This is a genomic window from Pseudomonas sp. HR96 (assembly GCF_034059295.1).
Classification (GTDB): Bacteria; Pseudomonadota; Gammaproteobacteria; order Pseudomonadales; family Pseudomonadaceae; genus Aquipseudomonas.
On record NZ_CP139141.1, the window covers coordinates 4,742,137 to 4,760,408 of the forward strand.

Sequence of the window (18,272 nt, forward strand, 5' to 3'; positions counted from 1 at the left end):
ATGTCGAAATTCTTTATCGACCGTCCCATCTTTGCCTGGGTGATCGCGCTGGTGATCATGCTGGTCGGGGCGATCTCGATCTTAAACCTACCGATCAACCAGTACCCCTCGATCGCGCCTCCGGCCATCGCCATCCAGGTCACCTACCCAGGTGCCTCGGCGCAGACCGTGCAGGACACCGTGGTACAGGTGATCGAGCAGCAACTCAACGGCATCGACAACCTGCGCTATGTGCAATCCGAGAGTGACTCGGACGGCACCATGGTCATCACCGCCACCTTCAACCAGGGCACCAACCCGGACATCGCCCAGGTTCAGGTGCAGAACAAGCTCAACCTGGCGACCCCGCTGTTGCCCCAGGAAGTGCAGCAACAGGGTATCCGCGTCACCAAGGCGGTGAAGAACTTCCTGCTGGTGATCGGCCTGGTGTCCGAAGACGGCACCTTCACCAAGGACGACCTCTCCAACTACATCGTTTCCAACATCCAGGACCCGATCTCGCGCACCAGCGGCGTGGGTGACTTCCAGGTGTTCGGTGCGCAGTACGCCATGCGCATCTGGCTCGACCCGGCCAAGCTGAACAACTACCAGCTCAACCCGGGCGATGTGACCGAGGCCATCACCGCGCAGAACGTGCAGGTGTCATCCGGCCAGGTCGGCGGCTTGCCGGCCGTCAAAGGCCAGCAGCTCAACGCCACGATCATCGGCAAGACCCGTCTGCAGACCGCCGAGCAGTTCAAGAACATCCTGCTCAAGGTCAACCCGGACGGCTCGCAGGTGCGCATCAAGGACGTCGCCGACGTCGCCCTGGGCGGCCAGACCTACGCGGTCGACGCCCAGTACAACGGCAAGCCGGCCTCGGGTATGGCGATCAAGCTGGCTCCCGGCGCCAACGCGCTGGACACCGCCAAGGCGATTCGCGCCACTGTTTCCACCCTGGAGCCGTTCTTCCCGGCCGGCATGAAGGTGGTGTACCCGTATGACACCACCCCGGTGGTCAAGGAATCCATCCACGGCGTGGTCGAGACCCTGATCGAAGCCATCGTGCTGGTGTTCCTGGTGATGTACCTGTTCCTGCAGAACCTGCGGGCAACCATCATCACCACCATGACCGTGCCTGTGGTACTGCTGGGTACCTTCGGTATCCTCGCTGCCGCCGGCTTCACCATCAACACCCTGACCATGTTCGGCATGATTCTGGCCATCGGTCTATTGGTGGACGACGCCATCGTCGTGGTGGAGAACGTCGAACGGGTGATGGCCGAGGAGCACATGTCGCCCAAGGAGGCGACGCGCAAATCCATGGGGCAGATCCAGGGGGCCCTGGTCGGTATCGCCATGGTGCTTTCGGCGGTACTGCTGCCCATGGCGTTCTTCAGCGGTTCCACCGGTGTGATCTACCGCCAGTTCTCCATCACCATCGTCTCGGCCATGGCCCTGTCGGTGTTCGTGGCCCTGGTGTTCACCCCGGCGCTGTGCGCGACCATGCTCAAGCCGATCGAGGCCGACAAGCACGGCCAACCGAAGAAAGGCTTCTTCGGCTGGTTCAACCGCATGTTCGACAGTGGTGTGAACCACTACGAAGGCGGCGTGCGCGGCATCGTCACCCATCGCATCCCGGCCTTTCTGGTGTACATCGGCATCGTTGCCCTGATGGTGTGGATGTTCACCAGCATTCCGACCGCGTTCCTGCCTGACGAAGACCAGGGCGTGATCTTCGCCCAGGTGCAGACGCCGCCCGGCTCCACCGCCGAGCGGACCCAGCAGCAACTGGACCTGATGCGCGAATACCTGCTCGACGCCGACAAGGGCGAAGGCAAGGCGGTAGGCTCGGTGTTCAGCGTCAACGGCTTCAACTTCGCCGGTCGTGGCCAGAGCTCGGGCCTGGCGTTCGTGTTGCTCAAGCCCTGGGGCGACCGCGACTCGAGCATGAGCGTGTTCGAGGTGGCCAAGCGCGCGCAGCAGAAGTTCTTCAGCTTCCGCGACTCGATGATGTTCGCCGTGGTCCCGCCTTCGGTACTGGAACTGGGTAACGCCACCGGTTTCGACTTCTTCCTGCAGGACCAGGGTGGCGTCGGCCACGAAAAACTGATGGAAGCGCGCAACCAATTCCTTGGCATGGCCGCCCAGAGCAAGATCCTGGCCGGCGTACGTCCCAACGGCCTGGGTGACGAGCCTCAGTACCAGCTGGTGCTCGATGACGAACGCACGCGGGCCCTGGGCCTGTCGATCGCCGACATCAACACCACCATCACCACTGCCCTGGGTAGCGCCTACGTCAACGACTTCATCGACCGCGGCCGGGTCAAGAAGGTCTTCGTGCAAGGCATCGCCAGCGCGCGCATGACCCCTGAAGACCTGAACAAGTGGTACGTGCGCAACTCCTCGGGAACCATGGTGCCATTCTCCGCCTTTGCCACCGGCAAGTGGATCTACGGCTCACCCAAGCTGGAGCGCTACAACGGCGTGGCGGCAGTGGAAATCCTCGGTACCCCGGCGCCGGGCTACAGTACCGGCCAGGCCATGGCCGAAGTCGAGGCGCTGGCCAAGAAACTGCCAGCGGGCATCGGCTACTCGTTTACCGGCCTGTCGTACGAAGAGCGCCTGTCGGGCTCGCAGACCCCGGCGTTGTACTCGATCTCGATCCTGATGGTGTTCCTCTGCCTGGCAGCGCTGTATGAAAGCTGGTCGATCCCGATCGCGGTCATCCTCGTGGTGCCATTGGGGGTTGTCGGTGCACTGGCGGCCAGCATGTTCCGCGGCCTGTCCAACGACGTGTTCTTCCAGGTCGGCCTGCTGGTGACGGTGGGTCTGGCGGCGAAGAACGCCATCCTCATCGTCGAGTTCGCCAAGGAGTTGCACGAACAGGGCAAGGGCATCATCGAGTCGGCGGTGGAAGCCTGCCGGATGCGTCTGCGCCCGATCGTCATGACCTCCATGGCCTTCGTCCTCGGTGTGGTTCCGCTGGCGATCTCCAGCGGCGCCGGCTCGGGCAGCCAGCACGCCATCGGTACCGGCGTGATCGGCGGTATGCTCACGGCTACCACCCTGGCAATCTTCTGGGTGCCGATGTTCTTCGTGGCGGTGTCGTCGTGGTTCAAAGGCAAGAACAAAGACGAAGATTCGAAACAAGCTCACATTTCACACGATGAGGCTGGCCAATGAGCAAGTCACTGTTGACCCTTGCGGTCTCTGCCATCGTGCTCGGCGGCTGCTCGCTGATTCCCGATTACCAGCAGCCCGCCGCGCCCGTGGCGGCGCAGTACCCGCAAGGCCCGGCGTATTCGCCGGCCCAGGCGGCCGATGTGGCCGCCGCCGAACAAGGCTGGCGCCAGTTCTTCCGCGACCCGATCCTGCAGCAGCTGATCCAGAACTCGCTGCAGAACAACCGCGACCTGCGCGTCGCCGCGCTGAACGTGCAGGCCTACCAGGCGCAGTTCCGCATCCAGCGCGCCGACCTGTTCCCTTCGGTCGGCGTACAGGGTGACGGCGTGCGCCAACGGGTCCCGGCGGACCTGTCCAGCTCAGGCCAGGCCGGCATCAGCAGCTCGTACTCGGTCAATGCCGGTTTCAGCGCCTACGAGCTGGACCTGTTCGGGCGCATCCGCAGCCTCAGCCAGCAGGCACTGGAGGTCTACTTCTCCAGCGAAGAGGCGCGCCGCTCGACACAGATCAGCCTGGTGGCCAGCGTGGCCAATGCCTACCTGACCTGGCAGGCCGACCAGCAACTGCTCAAGCTGACCCAGGACACCCTCAAGGCGTACGAAGAAAGCTTGCGCCTGACCTCGCGCAGCACCGATGTCGGCGTGTCGACGGCGCTGGACCTGGCGCAGGCGCGCACCCAGGTCGAAACCGCGAAGATCAGCCTGGCACGCTACACCCGTGCGGTCGCCCAGGACTTCAACAACCTGGTGGTGCTGGTCGGTGCGCCGATCCCCAACAACCTGCCGCAACCGATGCACCTGGACGACGACATGCTCGCCGAGGTGCCGGCCGGCATTCCTTCGGACCTGCTGACCCGGCGCCCGGACATCCTCGAGGCCGAACACAACCTCAAGGCGGCCAACGCCAACATCGGCGCCGCCCGCGCGGCGTTTTTCCCGCGCATCAGCCTGACCGCCACCGGCGGTGCCGGCAGTTCCAGCCTGGGCGACCTGTTCAAGGGAGGCCAGGGCACCTGGCTGTTCGAGCCGACCATCACCCTGCCGATCTTCACCGGTGGCAGTCTGAAGGCCAGCCTCGACTACTCGAAGATCCAGAAAGACATCAACGTTGCCAACTACGAGAAAGCCATCCAGACCGCCTTCCAGGAAGTCTCCGATGGCCTGACCGCACGCAAGACCTATGTCGACCAGCTGCAGGCGCAACGCGACAACGTGCAGGCCAACCAGGATTACTACCGCCTGGCCGAGCGTCGCTACCGCATCGGTATCGACAGCAACCTGACCTTCCTCGACGCCCAGCGCTCGCTGTTCGCCGCGCAGCAGTCGCTGATCACCGACCGCCTCGCGCAACTGCAGGCCGAGGTCAATCTGTACAAGGCCCTGGGTGGCGGCTGGTACGAGCGCACCGGGCAGGCCCAGGTGGCTCAAGGCGTGACCCCTTCGACCTGGTAGCCGGGCCGCTGGACGAAAAAACCCACCTTGCGTGGGTTTTTTTTCGCGCAGAGAAATGTTGACTGACGACTGATGACTTAGACTAAAAAAACCTTCACACTGGGGCTTGGAATTGTAAAAAAATGTGTTTAGATGAAACTAACGAACTGGTTAGTGTTCGCTGATCGCCCACTATAGGGTGCGACGAATTGAAACACCCGAGGCGAGCACGCAAGATCGCCTCGAAACGACCCAGCGTTAGCATTGAAGCCAGCTAGAGTTCGATTTTGCCAATAAAACCAATAACAAAGGTTCGCCACATGCTCAAACAAGCCCCCCGTCTGTTGCCGACTCTCATCGCCCTGGCTGTCACCAGCAGCGCTCTGCCCGCTTTTGCCGACGACGCAAGCAGCGGCGGATTCCTGCAGGACGCCAAGGTCAACCTGAACCTGCGTAACTTTTACTTTAACCGCAACTACCTGCGCTACGGCGGCACCCCGGCGACGCAGAACGCCACCCGCGGCCAGGCGGCCGAGTGGACTCAGGCGTTCATCCTCGATGCGAAATCGGGCTTCACCCAGGGTACCGTCGGCTTTGGCGTCGACGTACTGGGCCTGTTCGCACAGAAGCTCGACGGCGGTGGCGGCACCTACGGCACCCAGCTGTTGCCCGTGCACGACGGCAACCAACCGGCCGACAACTTTGGTCGCCTGGGCGTGGCCGGCAAGGTGAAGATCTCCAAGACCGAGCTGAAGATCGGTGAGTGGGCCCCGGTGCTGCCAATCCTGCGCATCGATGACGGTCGTTCCCTGCCGCAGACCATGAAAGGTGGCCAGATCACCTCCAAGGACATCGAAAACACCACGCTGTATGCCGGCCAGATCCAGGCCAACAGCCAGCGTAACGATGCCAGCATGGAGCGCATGTCGCTGAACAACGCCGACAAGGTGGTGCACGGCAGCCCTACCGTCTATGGCGACGACTTCAACTTCGCCGGCGTCGAGTACACCTTCAACAACAAGCACACCTTGGTAGGCGCCTGGTACGACCAGCTGACCGACGTCTATCACCAGAAATATTTCCAGATCCTGCACTCGCAGCCGATCGTCGACGGCCTGACCGCCGGCGCCAACCTCGGCTACTTCGTCGGCGACAGCGACGGCAGCGCGCTGGCCGGCGACCAGGACAACCGCACCATGTCCGGCCTGTTCTCGCTCAAGTACGGCTTCAACACCTTCTTCATCGGCCTGCAGAAGGTCATGGGTGATGCCAACTGGCAGCGTATCAGCGGCACCAGCGGCGGCACCCTGGCCAACGACAGCTACGGCTGGAGCTATGAGCTCAAGGGTGAGAAGTCCTGGCAGATCCGCCACGACTACGACTTCGCCGGCCTGGGTGTACCTGGCCTGACCCTGATGAACCGCTTCATCGAAGGTACCAACGTGCATTTCGGTACCGAAACCGACGGCGAGGACCGTGGCCGCGAGACCGAAGTGGCCTACGTGTTCCAGAGCGGGACCTTCAAGAGCCTGAGCGTGCGCTGGCGCAACTCGACCTTGCGTCGCAACTACGGCACGGCTACCCCGACCAACAGCAGCTTCGACGAGAACCGTTTGATCATTCAGTACCCGATCTCGATTCTGTAATTGCCCAGGTCATGAAAAAGCCCGCGAAAGCGGGCTTTTTTTTGTCTGCTGGCAACACGACACTCAGCCGCGCGACTCCACCCCCAGCTCATCCCAGACCGACTCGGCCAGGTGGAACGTCGCGTTGGCCGCCGGGATGCCGCAATAGATCGCGCTCTGCATCAGCACCTCCTTGATCTGCTCACGGGTCACACCGTTGTTGGCGGCGGCACGCAGGTGCAGCTTGAGCTCCTCGGCGCGGTTCATGCCGATCAGCATGGCGATGGTGATCAGGCTGCGGGTATGACGCGGCAGGCCCGGGCGGGTCCAGATATCACCCCAGGCGTGGCGGGTGATCATCTCCTGAAACTCCGAGTTGAACTCGGTGAGGTTCTGCAGGCTGCGGTCGACATGGGCCTCGCCCAATACCGCGCGGCGCACCTGCATCCCTTCGTCGTAGCGTTGTTTCTCGTCCACGGGTTGCTCCCTTTGCAATCAGGCGGTCAGGAAGTCGATCACGCGGCGGCTGAACGGCTCGCCGACTTCGACATTGGAAAGATGCGCGGCATGGAACTCGGCGTATTGCGCGCCCTTGACGCGCTCTTCGATGAAGTGGCCGCCGGCCGGTGGCGTCACTGCGTCTTCGCTGCCGGCGATGACCAGGGTCGGCACCTGAATGGCACCCAGCTGCTCACGCAAGTCGGCATCGCGCACGGCGGCGCAGTTGGCGGCATAGCCCTGCGGCGAGGTCGCTGCGAGCATGTCGGTGATGCGCTTGGCCTGGTCGGGGTTGGCGGCGGCGTAGCCAGGGGTGAACCAGCGGGCGATCGAGGCATCGCGCAGGGCGACCATGGCGGCCTGGCCGTCGCGCAGCACGGTCTCGATGCGCGGGTTCCAGACATCCGGCCCGGCGATCTTGGCTGCAGTGTTGCACACCACCAGCCGGTGCAGGCGTGCACCGGCGTTGATACCCAGCCACTGGCCGATCAGCCCGCCCATGGACAGCCCGCAGAAGTGCACGCGCTCAAGGTTCAGCGCGTCAAGCAGCGCCAGCACATCGTGGCCCAGCTGTTCGATGCTGTAAGGGCCTTCGGTGACCAGCGAAGCGCCGTGACCACGGGTGTCGTAGCGCAGCAGCTGGAAGTGTTCGGTGAAGGCAGCGACCTGGGTGTCCCACATGTGCAGGTTGGTGCCCAGCGAATTGGACAGCACCAGCACCGGCTTGCCGGCCGTTCCGTCCAGTCTGTAGTTCAGCTCGCCATCGGCGAGGGTTACATGTGCCACGGGCAGTCTCCTTAGACGCTCAAGCGTGAATGTTCGGCCAGCGCGCGCTGGACCCAGACCTGGGCCTGGCCCAGGTAATGGGCCGGGTCCAGCAGGCGATCAAGCTCGGCGCTGGACAGTTCGGCAGTGACCTTGGGCTCGTCGCCGAGCACTGCGCGCAGATGCCGGCCTTCGGCCACGGCGCGCTTGCAGCATTGTTCGAGCAGATGATGCGCGGCATCGCGGCCCAGGCGCTGGGACAACACGATGCTGACCGCCTCGGCCAGCACCAGGCCCTGGGTCAGGTCGAGGTTGCGCAGCATGCGCGCGCTGTCCACTTCCATGCCGCGGGCGATCAACAGCGCCTGCTGCAAGGCCCCGGAGACCAGGCAGCAGATCTCCGGCAGGGTTTCCCATTCGGCGTGCCACAGGCCCAGGCTGCGTTCGTGCTCCTGGGGCATGGCCGCGAACAAGGTCGACAGCAGTCCGGGCACGCGGGTGGCCGCACCGATCAACACCGCCGCGCCCACCGGATTGCGCTTGTGCGGCATGGTCGAGGAACCGCCCTTGCCCGGCGCCGAAGGCTCGAACACCTCGGCCGCCTCGGTCTGCATCAACAGGCTGATGTCGCGGCCCAGCTTGCCGAGGGAGCCGGCGACCAGACCCAGCACGCTGGCGAACTCCACCAGGCGATCGCGCTGGGTGTGCCAAGGCTGTTCAGGCAGCGCCAGTTCGAGCTCTTCGGCCAGCGCTTCGGCCACGGCCAGGGCCTTGTCGCCCAGTGCCGCCAGGGTCCCCGACGCGCCGCCAAACTGCAGCACCAGCAGACGCGGCTTGAGCTCGCGCAGGCGCTCGCGGCTGCGGTTCAGCGCGCCCAGCCAGCCGGCGATCTTCATGCCCAGAGTTACAGGGGTGGCATGTTGCAGCCAGGTGCGCCCTGCCAATGGCGTAGCCGCATATTTTTCCGCCTGCTCGGCCAGCGCGTTGGCCAGTGCCGCCAGGTCGCCTTCGATAAGGTCCAGGGCGTCGCGCAGTTGCAGCACCAGGCCAGTGTCCATCACATCCTGACTGGTCGCGCCCAGATGCACATGACGCTCGGCGCCAGCGTCGCTGGCAGCGATCTGCCTGCCGAGCATCTTCACCAGCGGAATCGCCGAGTTGCCTGCGCTGGCAATGGCTTCGCCGAGCTGTTCGAAATCGTATTGCCAGGCGTCGCAGGCACTTTCAATGGGGCCCACGGCTTCCTTGGGGATGACCCCGACCCGCGCTTCGGCACGGGCCAGGCCCGCTTCGAAATCGAGCATGCCCTGGACGCGCCCGCGGTCGGAGAAGATCTCGCGCATGTCCCGCGAGGTGAAATAGGCATCGAACAATTGGTTGTTCGGGCGTTCGCTCATGGTCACTCCTCAAGGGGCCGCGCCGGTCGCCCGGCGTGGCCTGGGTGGATCAAAGATCGTGATGCAGGTACTTGGGCTGCTTGGGCAGGCGCAGGCTGAACAGGAAGGCAATCACCATCATCACCGTCACGTACCAGTAGAAGGCGTTTTCATTGCCACCGGTTTTCAAGCTCAGGGCCACCACCTCCGCCGTGCCGCCGAAGATCGCGTTGGCCACCGCGTAGGCCAGGCCGACACCGAGCGCGCGCACCTGCGGGGGGAACATCTCGGCTTTGACCAGACCGCTGATCGAGGTATAGAAGCTGACGATCGCCAGGGCGAAGGTGATCAGCACGAAGGCCAGGAACGGGCTGGTGATGGTCTTGAGCAGCATCAGGATCGGCAAGGTGCACAGCGCACCCAGGGCGCCGAACCAGAGCATCGAAGTGCGCCGGCCGATGCGGTCGGCGAGCATGCCGAACAGAGGCTGCATGCACATGTACAGAAACAACGCGCCGGTCATGATCAGGCTGGCGGTCTTGGCGTGCATGCCGGCGGTGTTCACCAGGTACTTCTGCATGTAGGTGGTGAAGGTGTAGAAAATCAGCGAACCGCCGGCGGTGTAGCCCAGCACGGTGAGGAAGGCCGGGGTGTGGTGCTTGAACAGGGCGACGATGCTGCCGGCCTCCTTGTCCGCGCGCTGCTCGGCGGTGGTGGTTTCTTTCAGCGTCCGGCGCAGCAGCAGGGAGATCAGGGCGGCGATGGCGCCTACCACGAACGGAATGCGCCAGCCCCAGGCCTTGAGTTCGGCTTCGTCGAGAAACTGCTGCAGGATAACCACGGTCAGCACCGCCAGCAGTTGCCCGCCAATCAGCGTCACGTACTGGAAGGACGCGAAGAAACCGCGCTGGCCGCGCAGGGCCACCTCGCTCATGTAGGTTGCCGTGGCGCCGTACTCGCCGCCCACCGAAAGGCCCTGGAACAGCCGCGCCAGCAGCAGAATGATCGGCGCGCCCACGCCGATGCTGGCGTAGGTGGGCAGGAAGGCGATGACCAGCGAGCCGAAACACATCATCAGCACCGAGATCAACATGGAGTTCTTGCGCCCGTGCTTGTCGGCCACCCGGCCGAACAGCCAGCCACCGATCGGCCGCATCAGAAAGCCCGCGGCGAAGACCCCGGCGGTGTTGACCAACTGCACGGTGGGGTCGTCGGAGGGGAAAAAGGCCGGGGCGAAATAGATGGCGCAGAAGGCATAGACATAAAAGTCGAACCACTCCACCAGGTTCCCCGATGAGGCGCCGACAATCGCGAAGATGCGCTTGCGCCGCTCTTCGCCGGTGTAATGAGCTGTTGTCATAGTTATTGAGTTCTCGTTAGGGCCGGACAGGTTTGCCACTACTCAGACATACCCTGTAATAACCCTGGACTGCAAGTCGTCGATGCCTGCAAGCCCGGTGCGGCAGGGACAGGGTCGACGCCGAGCCCTGCCGAAACGGATCAAACCCGCTCGATCGCCAGCGCCAGCCCCTGCCCTACCCCTACACACATGGTCGCCAAGCCCTTCTTGCCGCCGCTTTTCTCCAGCTGATGCACCGCTGTCAGCACCAGCCGCGCACCGCTCATGCCCAGCGGGTGGCCCAGGGCGATGGCGCCGCCGTTGGGGTTGACCTGCGGCGCATCGTCGGCCAGGCCCAGCTCGCGCATCACCGCCAGACCCTGGCTGGCGAAGGCTTCGTTGAGTTCGATGACATCGAAATCGGTCACCGCCAGCCCCAGCCGCTCGACCAGTTTGCGCACCGCAGGCACCGGGCCGATGCCCATGACCCGCGGGGCCACGCCACCACTGGCCATGCCCAGCACCCGGGCGCGGGCGGTCAGCCCGTGTTTTTTCACCGCTTCGGCCGACGCCAGAATCAGCGCGGCCGCGCCATCGTTGACCCCCGAGGCGTTGCCGGCGGTGACGGTCTTGTCGGCGCCGTTGACCGGCTTGAGCTTGGCCAGGGCCTCCAGCGTGGTGTCGGCACGCGGATGCTCGTCGTGCTCGACCACGGTCTCGCCCTTCTTGTGGGCGATGCGTACCGGGACGATTTCCTCGGCAAAATAACCGGCAGCCTGGGCGGCGGCGGTGCGCTGCTGGCTGCGCAGGGCGAAGGCGTCCTGGTCGGCGCGCGACACCTTGAAGTCATCGGCGACGTTGTCACCGGTCTGCGGCATCGAGTCGACGCCGTACTGGGCCTTCATCAGCGGGTTGACGAAGCGCCAGCCGATGGTGGTGTCTTCCAGTTTCATGTTGCGCGAGTAGGCACTGTCGGCCTTGCCCATGACGAACGGCGCGCGGGACATCGACTCGACGCCGCCGGCAATGGCCAGCTCCATCTCGCCGCTGGCGATGGCGCGAAAGGCGGTGCCGACGGCATCCATACCCGAGGCGCAGAGGCGGTTGAGGGTGACCCCGGGAATGCTCTCGGGCAGGCCGGCGAGCAGCGCCGCCATGCGTGCGACGTTGCGGTTGTCTTCACCGGCCTGGTTGGCACAGCCCAGAAACACTTCATCGACCTGGCTCCAGTCGACCGACGGGTTGCGTTCGATCAGCGCCTTGATCGGCGCGGCCGCCAGGTCATCGGCGCGCACGCTGGACAGGCCGCCACCGAAGCGGCCGATGGGGGTACGAATGGCGTCGCAGATAAAGACTTCACGCATCACGCTTCTCCAAAGACGAGGGGGCCGGCGAGGCGGGCCCGCCGGGCCGGCAAGCCAGGTCCATGGATGCACCCGGCTGGCTGAAAGTGGCAACAGGTTAAGCCTAGCCCAAGCCTGTCACAATCCGATAATCGACTAACTGTTCGATAATCGAACCGACGATTCAGGCCATCAGGTGGCGTCGGCGTGGCTGACGAAGCCTTTGACCACGACTGCGGTGGTGGCCAATGCCGCCGGAATCACCAGTGCGGTCAACACCTGCTCGAAATTCCAGCCCAGGCCCAGCAGGGTTGCCCCCATCCAGGCGCCGAGGATGGCGCCGAAGCGGCCGATGCCCAGCATCCACGATACGCCGGTGGCGCGGCCCTGGGTCGGGTAGAAACGCGCCGCCAGGGAGGGCATGGCCGATTGCGCGCCGTTGACGCACATCCCTGCCACCAGCACCAGGGTCGCCAGCAGCGCCATGTGGCCCAGGCTTTGGCCGACCGCATAGGCGAACAGCCCGGCCATCAGGTAGAAGCAGCCGATCACCTTGTGCGGGTTGAAGTTGTCCATCGCCCAGCCCACCCCCACCGCGCTGAGCACCCCGCCGAACTGGAACAGGGCACCGATGAAGGCGGCCTGTTCCATGGTCGCGCCGCTGTCGCGCATCAGCGTCGGCAGCCAGCTGGTGAGCAGATAGACGATCACCAGGCCCATGAAGTAGGTCAGCCACAGCAGCAGCGTGCCGGTCTTGTAGGTGCCGGAGAAAATCACCGCCAGGACGTTGCTGGCCTTGACCGTTTTCTGTTCCGGCACGCTGAAGCTGCCGGCCTGGGCGACCACCGCCGGGGCGATCGGCGCCAGCGCCTTGCGCACCCGCTCTACGCCGCGGTTACGCACCACCAGGTAGCGCGCCGACTCCGGCAGCCACACCAGCAGCACCAGGCCCAGCACCAGCGGCAGCACGCCACCGAGCAGCAGCAACGAGTGCCAGCCGTAGGCCGGGATCAACTTGGCGGAGATGAAACCACCGCCGGCCATGCCCAGGTTGAAGCCGCAGAACATGGTGGTCACCAGCAGCGAGCGAAAACGCTCCGGGGTGTATTCCGACAGCAGCGTGGTGGCGTTGGGCATGCCTGCGCCGAGCCCCAACCCGGTCAGCAGGCGCAGCACCAGCAGTTGATCGACTCCAGTGCTGTAGGCCGAAGCCAGGCTGAACACGCCGAACACCAGCACGGCACAGACCAGCACCACCTTGCGCCCGAAGCGGTCGGCCAGCGGGCCCGAGCCCAACGCACCAAAGACCATGCCGATCAGCGCGGCGCTCATCACCGGCCCCAGGCTGGCGCGGTCGATACCCCAGTCCTGAGACAACGCCGGGGCGATGAAGCCCATGGCGGCGGTGTCGAGGCCGTCGAGGAAGACAATCAGGAAACACAGGATCACCACCCGCCACTGGTAGGTCGAGAGCGGTTGGGAATTGATGAAGGACTGCACATCCAAACTATTGCCGACGGCAATTTCGGGACGGTTCATGTTGGCATGCTCGCATTTGTTTTTATTGGCATCCGATGCAGGGCCCGGACAGTGCGAGGACAGTAATGATCGGTGTCGAGCAGCGTCAATTCGATAAACGCATGAGTGGGCGTTTATCGAACAGGTTCAGCGGGGTCCATTCAAGAGAATAGCTGAGTACTCAGGTCGCGGCTGGCGCCGAGCATGATCGGCAGCACTCGCTGCTGCAGATCGGCGGCACTGACCCGCCCGGCATGGGTGCTGACATTCAACGCGGCCAGCACCTGCCCGGAGGCGTCGTAGACCGGCACGGCGATCGACCGCAGGCCCTGTTCGAGCTCCTGGTCGACGATGCACCAGCCCTGCTCGCGGACCTTGTGCAGACACACCAGCAGGTCATCCTTGCTGACGATGGTGCGGCTGGTGCGCGGCTGCAGCTCGACCCGTTCCAGGTACTCGGCCAGCGAAGCGTCATCCAGCGCGGCCAGCAGAATGCGGCCCATGGATGTGCAATAGGCCGGCAGGCGCCCGCCCACCGACAGGTCGACCGAGATCAGTCGCTGGGTGGTGGCCGAGCGGGCGATATAAAGAATGTCGTCGCCTTCCAGAGTGGCCATGTTGCAGGCCTCGTGCAGCTGCTCGCTCATGCGGTCCAGGTAGGGCTGCGATGAGACCGCCAGCGGCGTCGACGACAGGTAGGCATGGCCGAGGGTCAGCACCTTGGGCAGCAAGGAATAGGTGCGCCCATCGGTGGTGGCGTAGCCGAGCTTGATCAGCGTATGCAGGCAACGGCGCACGGCGGCGCGGGGGATCTCCGTGCGATGGCTGATCTGCGCGATGGTCAGGTGCCGCTTGCGCTCCTGAAAGGCATGGATCACCGCCAGCCCACGGGCCAGCGAGGTCATGAAGTCCGGATCACCGGTCAGCGCCTGGATGCGCTTGGCCGGGGAGGCGACGATGGGCGGTGCCAGCGACGTGAATGAATTGCGCAATTGATCGTTCATTCCTGATCCTTGCAAGGTCTGGCCAGGTGAATAGTCACGGCCCCCGCTGGACGACGCTGCGGCAGTCCATGGGTGGCGCTTCAGGGGGCGAAGCTAGCGGCCGGGCAGGCAAAAAGCAACGAAGCGCGGCGGGCTCTGGGCGATTATCGAACCATTGGCCGATAATCGCAATTGACCGATGCCGCACATGCTTATACATTTTACCGCGCCACTGTGTGGCTTCTTGGAGATACTGGTCAGGTACCCACCAGAGAAGCCTGGGGCACGGCCTTGGCTTTTGTGGCGAGGCCGTTTTGTTTCCCGGCCAGTTGGCACATCGCCTGGCACATCGAACAGGCAATGATGAAACTTGTGCAAGCGTTCGCACTCTTAATAGTGCATGGCGCAACCTGTCTGTTACTGTTTTTGCAAATTGCAACTGGCGCTGGAGCGCTGTTGCCACAGTTTGCTATGATTCGAGCGTTCACTTCGAGCAATCCTTGAAGCATGATAGGCCACGCCGGTAATTACTCGAGCCAGCCCCACCCGGCATCGGCTCGAACCGCGCAGGTGCTCGGCAGCCCTCGCCCGACTCGATGCAGGTCTGCACCGCCCCCGTTACCCTTGCGGCTGGCGTTGGATCATCCCTGTTATTGATCCCGTATCGACCCTGTGTAACGACAATGACCCTGCGTATTCGCTTCAAGCATTTCGATATGGCCATTGAAACTATTTGATCAAGGTAATTAATGTGACTAAAGATGAATTACGCGCCGAACTTGAGCGCCAGGAACAAAAATTCAAAGAAGTATATGGCGGTGAAGTGACCACCTATGCGGCCCAACCCGAACCGGAACGCAAAGCCTGGCGCAAGCGTGCCACGGTGCAGGACCAGGCATTCCAGCAAGAACTGCAACGTATGGAAAAAGAACTTCACGCCGACTGAGCGAGCATCACCGGTCAGGCACCAGGCCCCGCTTCCCGACTATTTTCATACGCCCGTTTGAATTGTTTCCGGCCATGGCAATCGTCGTGCAAACCCGTCTGCGTCCCCGATTCTGCGCTGTGAACCGCTCACCGATTGGGTCGAGCGCCGGGTGCCACTCGTCATACTACTGTTGCAAAAGTGTAACCCGAGCGCCGCCGAGGCTTCGACGCACAGGGTTTTCTGGCATAATCGCGCCCCCTTATGACCGGGTCAGAAAACCTTCATGATCGATTTATTCAGCGGACTGGACCCATGGGTAATTGTCAGCCTGTGCCTGGCCCTGGCCTTCGTGCTCGCCTTCGAGTTCATCAACGGCTTTCATGACACGGCCAACGCGGTCGCCACTGTCATTTATACCAAGGCGATGCCACCGCAGCTGGCGGTGTTCTTTTCCGGGCTGTTCAATTTCCTCGGCGTGCTGCTCGGTGGCGTGGGGGTGGCCTATGCCATCGTTCACCTGTTGCCGGTCGAGCTGTTGATCAACGTCAACACCGGTCACGGCCTGGCGATGGTCTTCTCGTTGCTGGCCGCCGCCATCACCTGGAACCTCGGCACCTGGTACTTCGGCATTCCGGCTTCCAGCTCGCACACGCTGATCGGCTCGATCCTTGGCGTGGGCATGGCCAACGCCCTGCTCAACGGCATCCCCCTGGCCGACGGGGTCAATTGGCAGAAGGCGATCGACATTGGCTCCTCGCTGGTGTTTTCCCCGGTGGTGGGCTTCCTTGCGGCAGCGCTGCTGTTGCTGGCGTTCAAGCGCTGGCGGCCGCTGTCGAAGATGCACAAGACCCCCGAGCAGCGCAAAAAGCTCGACGATAAAAAGCATCCGCCCTTCTGGAACCGCCTGGTGCTGGTCATCTCGGCCATGGCCGTGAGCTTCGTGCACGGCTCCAACGATGGCCAGAAAGGCATCGGCCTGATCATGCTGGTGCTGATCGGCATCGTGCCGAGCCAGTTCGTGCTCGACCTGTCGACCACTACCTACCAGATCGAACGCACCCGCGACGCGACCCTGCACCTGAGCCAGTTCTATCAGCGCAACAGCGCCACCCTCGGCGACTTCCTGGCCCTGGGCAAGTCGCAGCCGGGCGACCTGCCGGCGCAGTCCAGCTGCAACCCGCAGCAGACCGAGCCGACCATCGCCGCCCTGCAACGCACCCTCGAGGGCGTGGCCGACTACCATTCGATCGCCCCGGAAAAACGCATCGAAGTGCGTCGCTACCTGCTGTGCCTGGACGACACTGCGCGCAAGGTCGGCAAGCTGCCCGAGCTCGGCGCCCGTGAGAAATCGGACCTCGACAAGCTGCGCAAGGACCTCACCGTCACCACCGAATACGCCCCGTTCTGGGTGATCCTGGCGGTCGCCCTGGCCCTCGGCCTGGGCACCATGGTCGGCTGGAAGCGCGTGGTCCTGACCATCGGCGAGAAAATCGGCAAACAGGGCATGACCTATGCCCAGGGCATGTCGGCGCAGATCGTGACCGCCGGCTCCATCGCCCTGGCCAACGTCTTCGCCTTGCCGGTATCCACCACTCACATCCTCTCGTCGGGGGTGGCCGGGACCATGGTCGCCAACCGCAGCGGCCTGCAAGGGGGCACGGTGCGCAACATCATGCTGGCATGGGTGCTGACCCTGCCGGCCTCGATGGGCCTGGCCGCCGGGCTGTTCTGGTTGGCCAGCAAGGCGCTGGGTTGATCAAGCCCAGTTCGATCCTGATTTGAATGGCGCGGGTGGGAAAGGGCTGAGCCCATCCCACCTTTGCGCCACAGCGCCTACTTGCGCTTGCCCGTCAAAGACCCCAGCAACCCCCGCACCAGCTGCCGGCCGAACTGATTGGCCGCCTGGCGCATGGCCGATTTCAACGCCTGCCCCGCCGCGCCGCTGAGCAACTCCCCGGCCTTGTCGGCAAGACTCTGCTCCTGCACCTCGGCGGGTCGTTCGGGCAACCGGGCTTTGCGCTGGGTGAGCATTTCATAGGCCGACTCACGGTCCACCGCCTGGTCGTAACGGCCCGCCAGTGGCGAGGCGGCGATCAGTGCCGTGCGTTCGACGCCAGTCAGTGGGCCGATGCGCGACTGCGGCGGGGCAATGGCCACCCGCTGCACCGGCGCCGGCGTACCGTTGGCCTGCAAGGTGCCGACCAGCGCCTCGCCGGTTCCCAGTTCGGTCAGCACCGCCAGGGTGTCGAGCGCAGGGTTGGGCCGAAAACCCTCCGCCACCGCCTTCAATGAGCGCTGTTCCCTGGCCGTGAACGCCCGCAGGCCATGCTGAATACGCAGGCCCAGCTGTGCCAGCACGGCATCGGGCAGATCGCTCGGCGACTGGGTGACGAAATACACCCCTACGCCCTTCGAGCGGATCAGCCGCACCACCTGCTCCAGCCGGTCCTGCAGGGCCTTCGGCGTGCCGGCGAAGAGCAGATGCGCCTCATCGAAGAACAGCGCCAGCAAAGGCTTGTCGGCATCGCCACGCTCGGGCAACTGCTCGAACAATTCAGCCAGCAGCCACAGCAGGAAAGTCGCGTAGACCTTGGGTGCTTCGTGCACCAGGCGGCTGGCATCGAGCAGATGGATCGCCCCGCGCCCATCCGCAGCCGGCTGCAGCAGATCCTGCAGGTGCAGCGCCGGCTCGCCGAACAACGCCTCGGCGCCCTGCTGCTCCAGCCCGGCCAGGCGCCGCAGCAGCGCCTGGCTGGAAGCGGCGTTGAACAACGCACTGTCCTCGCCGAGCACCTGCGGGTGGTCCTTGAGGTGGTTGAGCAGCGCCTTGAGGTCCTTGAGGTCAAGCAGCAACAGGCCTTCACGGTCGGCGACCTTGAACGCCGCGTACAGCGCCGCCTGCTGGCTTTCGGTCAGCTCCAGCAGGCTGCCCAGCAGCAGCGGCCCCATCTCGCTGAGGGTGGTGCGCAGCGGGTGCCCGCTCTGCCCGTGGACATCCCACAGCCGCACCGGGTACGCCTGCGGGCGATGCGGCAGCCAGGGCATGCTGGCGATGCGCTCGGCCACCGCCCCGCGGGGCTCGCCGGCCGCGCCGAGGCCGCACAGGTCGCCCTTGATGTCGGCTGCGAACACCGCCACACCGGCATCGCTGAAGGCTTCGGCCAGGCGCTGCAAGGTGACCGTCTTGCCGGTGCCGGTAGCGCCGGCGATCAGGCCGTGGCGGTTGCCCAGGCGCAACAGCTGGCCCACCGGCTGACCGTCCGGGCCGGCGCCACACACAAGCAGAGCTGAGTCAGTCATTT

At 64.2% G+C, this 18,272-nt stretch carries 13 protein-coding genes; 5 read left to right on the forward strand and 8 right to left on the reverse strand.

The genetic code is table 11. From position 1 onward, the window contains the following. The 3 genes from SFA35_RS21240 to SFA35_RS21250 all read left to right on the forward strand — a co-directional run bounded on the left by SFA35_RS21240 (window position 1) and on the right by SFA35_RS21250 (window position 6,241). Window positions 1–3,165, forward strand: a complete 3,165-nt coding sequence (locus tag SFA35_RS21240) for an efflux RND transporter permease subunit (protein ID WP_320572471.1) — start codon at window positions 1–3, stop codon at window positions 3,163–3,165. Then, window positions 3,162–4,616: an AdeC/AdeK/OprM family multidrug efflux complex outer membrane factor gene (adeC, locus tag SFA35_RS21245; RefSeq protein ID WP_320572472.1), complete on the forward strand. Its 1,455-nt coding sequence runs from the start codon at window positions 3,162–3,164 to the stop codon at window positions 4,614–4,616. The genes SFA35_RS21240 and adeC overlap by 4 nt, the downstream gene beginning before the upstream one ends. Before the next feature lie 299 nt (window positions 4,617–4,915). Then, window positions 4,916–6,241 carry an OprD family porin gene (locus tag SFA35_RS21250; RefSeq protein ID WP_320572473.1) on the forward strand — a complete coding sequence of 442 codons (1,326 nt, stop codon included), beginning with the start codon at window positions 4,916–4,918 and terminating at the stop codon, window positions 6,239–6,241. A gap of 63 nt (window positions 6,242–6,304) precedes the next feature. Here SFA35_RS21250 and pcaC read toward each other — a convergent pair whose 3' ends face one another. From pcaC to pcaR, 7 genes are all read right to left on the reverse strand, one after another. Continuing rightward, complete coding sequence (gene pcaC / locus SFA35_RS21255) at window positions 6,305–6,697, reverse strand: 4-carboxymuconolactone decarboxylase (RefSeq protein ID WP_320572474.1); 393 nt, start codon at window positions 6,695–6,697, stop codon at window positions 6,305–6,307. Between the two features lie 18 nt (window positions 6,698–6,715). Next, window positions 6,716–7,504 (reverse strand): 3-oxoadipate enol-lactonase, encoded by a 789-nt coding sequence (gene pcaD, locus SFA35_RS21260; protein ID WP_320572475.1) that lies wholly within the window; start codon window positions 7,502–7,504, stop codon window positions 6,716–6,718. An 11-nt stretch (window positions 7,505–7,515) separates the two neighbouring features. Then, complete coding sequence (locus SFA35_RS21265; RefSeq protein WP_320572476.1) at window positions 7,516–8,880, reverse strand: 3-carboxy-cis,cis-muconate cycloisomerase; 1,365 nt, start codon at window positions 8,878–8,880, stop codon at window positions 7,516–7,518. 49 nt (window positions 8,881–8,929) lie between these two features. Further along, a complete protein-coding gene (locus SFA35_RS21270; protein WP_320572477.1) occupies window positions 8,930–10,219 on the reverse strand; it encodes an MFS family transporter in 1,290 nt (429 codons plus the stop codon). Window positions 10,220–10,359: 140 nt separating this feature from the next. Next, the gene (pcaF, locus tag SFA35_RS21275; protein WP_320572478.1) at window positions 10,360–11,565 is read right to left on the reverse strand and encodes a 3-oxoadipyl-CoA thiolase; all 1,206 of its coding nucleotides are present in this window, start codon (window positions 11,563–11,565) and stop codon (window positions 10,360–10,362) included. A gap of 168 nt (window positions 11,566–11,733) precedes the next feature. Next, window positions 11,734–13,080, reverse strand: a complete 1,347-nt coding sequence (locus SFA35_RS21280) for an MFS transporter (protein WP_320572479.1) — start codon at window positions 13,078–13,080, stop codon at window positions 11,734–11,736. A gap of 140 nt (window positions 13,081–13,220) precedes the next feature. Continuing rightward, a complete protein-coding gene (gene pcaR, locus SFA35_RS21285) occupies window positions 13,221–14,063 on the reverse strand; it encodes a pca regulon transcriptional regulator PcaR (protein WP_320572480.1) in 843 nt (280 codons plus the stop codon). A gap of 730 nt (window positions 14,064–14,793) precedes the next feature. On the opposite strand from pcaR, the gene SFA35_RS21290 reads away from it, so the two are divergent. Together SFA35_RS21290 and SFA35_RS21295 are read left to right on the forward strand one after the other, a co-directional pair. Beyond that, window positions 14,794–14,988 carry a hypothetical protein gene (locus SFA35_RS21290; RefSeq protein WP_320572481.1) on the forward strand — a complete coding sequence of 65 codons (195 nt, stop codon included), beginning with the start codon at window positions 14,794–14,796 and terminating at the stop codon, window positions 14,986–14,988. A 265-nt stretch (window positions 14,989–15,253) separates the two neighbouring features. Beyond that, complete coding sequence (locus SFA35_RS21295) at window positions 15,254–16,726, forward strand: inorganic phosphate transporter (protein ID WP_320572482.1); 1,473 nt, start codon at window positions 15,254–15,256, stop codon at window positions 16,724–16,726. A 77-nt stretch (window positions 16,727–16,803) separates the two neighbouring features. On the opposite strand, the gene SFA35_RS21300 is transcribed toward SFA35_RS21295, so the two are convergent. Next, window positions 16,804–18,270 (reverse strand): helicase HerA-like domain-containing protein, encoded by a 1,467-nt coding sequence (locus SFA35_RS21300; protein WP_320572483.1) that lies wholly within the window; start codon window positions 18,268–18,270, stop codon window positions 16,804–16,806. Window positions 18,271–18,272 lie beyond the last annotated feature (2 nt).

What these genes read in the sequence shown, in the direction of transcription:
- adeC (WP_320572472.1), top strand. Translation starts at nt 3,162, where the DNA reads ATGAGCAAGTCACTGTTGACCCTTGCGGTCTCTGCCATCGTGCTCGGC.
- SFA35_RS21280 (WP_320572479.1), bottom strand. Translation starts at nt 13,080, where the DNA reads ATGAACCGTCCCGAAATTGCCGTCGGCAATAGTTTGGATGTGCAGTCC.
- SFA35_RS21295 (WP_320572482.1), top strand. Translation starts at nt 15,254, where the DNA reads ATGATCGATTTATTCAGCGGACTGGACCCATGGGTAATTGTCAGCCTG.
- SFA35_RS21240 (WP_320572471.1), top strand. Translation starts at nt 1, where the DNA reads ATGTCGAAATTCTTTATCGACCGTCCCATCTTTGCCTGGGTGATCGCG.
- SFA35_RS21270 (WP_320572477.1), bottom strand. Translation starts at nt 10,219, where the DNA reads ATGACAACAGCTCATTACACCGGCGAAGAGCGGCGCAAGCGCATCTTC.
- SFA35_RS21300 (WP_320572483.1), bottom strand. Translation starts at nt 18,270, where the DNA reads ATGACTGACTCAGCTCTGCTTGTGTGTGGCGCCGGCCCGGACGGTCAG.
- SFA35_RS21265 (WP_320572476.1), bottom strand. Translation starts at nt 8,880, where the DNA reads ATGAGCGAACGCCCGAACAACCAATTGTTCGATGCCTATTTCACCTCG.
- SFA35_RS21250 (WP_320572473.1), top strand. Translation starts at nt 4,916, where the DNA reads ATGCTCAAACAAGCCCCCCGTCTGTTGCCGACTCTCATCGCCCTGGCT.
- pcaR (WP_320572480.1), bottom strand. Translation starts at nt 14,063, where the DNA reads ATGAACGATCAATTGCGCAATTCATTCACGTCGCTGGCACCGCCCATC.